Source organism: Vibrio sp. Vb0888 (genome assembly GCF_033338835.1).
GTDB lineage: Bacteria > Pseudomonadota > Gammaproteobacteria > Enterobacterales > Vibrionaceae > Vibrio > Vibrio alginolyticus.
In genome coordinates, this window is the sequence record NZ_JAWOTL010000219.1 from 1 (window position 1) to 1,184 (window position 1,184).

At 47.4% G+C, this 1,184-nt stretch carries 1 protein-coding gene; it reads left to right on the plus strand.

What is annotated here, in order from left to right; all coding sequences use genetic code 11:
* Nucleotides 1-1,184, plus strand: a 1,184-nt coding sequence (locus R7P72_RS25150) for an efflux RND transporter permease subunit (protein ID WP_318110979.1), incomplete at both ends; no start/stop codon positions are given.

Consider the following 1,184-nt stretch of genomic DNA (forward strand, 5'->3'; position numbering starts at 1 on the left):
AGTGGAAGAGTCGATCAAAGACGTTACTGGCATTAAAAAAGTGGTGTCGCGAGCTTCTCGTGGCAGTGCTTATATTTCTATCGAAGTTGATGTCAACGCGGATATCAAGCGAGTGCTAGACGATGTGAATCAGCGCATCGATACTATTTCTAACCTGCCTCTTGGGATGGAGCCCATCAATGTCTATCAGGTTGAATGGCGACAAGACGTGATAGAAATGGGGCTGGTGGGGGACAGGCCTCTTGAAGAGCTTAAGCCGATTGCGAAGCAGATTGAAGATGAGCTTCTGCAGCTTAATAACGTCATGTTGGTGTATTTAAGTGCGCCAGAGGAAGAGATTGCGATTGAAGTCGATCCCCTCGTGTTGCGTAAGTATGACCTAACGTTGAATGACGTAAGCAATGCCATTCGTCGTTACTCGGCAAACTTCTCGGCGGGCGAAGTCAAAACAAACTCTGGGATGATTGCGGTTCGAATCGAGAACCAATATTACCGTGGAGATGAGTTTAGAAATATTCCCGTTAAGCTAGGTGCCAATGGTGCCAAGGTATTGTTGCAAGACATTGCTACCATCAAAGATGGCTTTACCGAAGAAGAGCGCTACTTCGAGTATTCAGGTCAAAATGCTATCTACATGTCAGTCGAAGCGACGCGCGATCAAAACATCATTCCGGTTGCTCAGTCAGTTCGTGACTACATCGAAGCCAAAAACAAAACCTTGCCGAGTGATGTTCAGCTAAAAATTCTGGTCGACATGACGTATTACCTAAATGGTCGTCTCGACATGATGCTGAAAAACTTGCTGCAAGGCGCGGTACTTGTCGCGATCATGTTGACGATTTTCCTACGTTTCCGTTTGGCGATGTGGGTAATGATCGGCTTACCAGTGTGTTTCCTGGGTGCGGTAATGATGATGCCAGCTTTGGGTATTACAGTGAACATCGTCTCGCTGTTCGCTTTCATCATGGTGCTCGGAATTGTGGTGGATGACGCCATCGTCATGGGAGAAAGTGCGTACAGTGAAATCGAAGAAAAGGGCGGCGGTGTCGAGAACGTGGTACGCGGTGTCAAACGTGTTGCTACGCCTGCGACATTTGGTGTTCTGACAACGATTGCTGTATTCGCACCATTCTTGCTTTCGAGTGGTATTGATAGCGCTTTCTTTTACGGCATTGCTGGTGTCG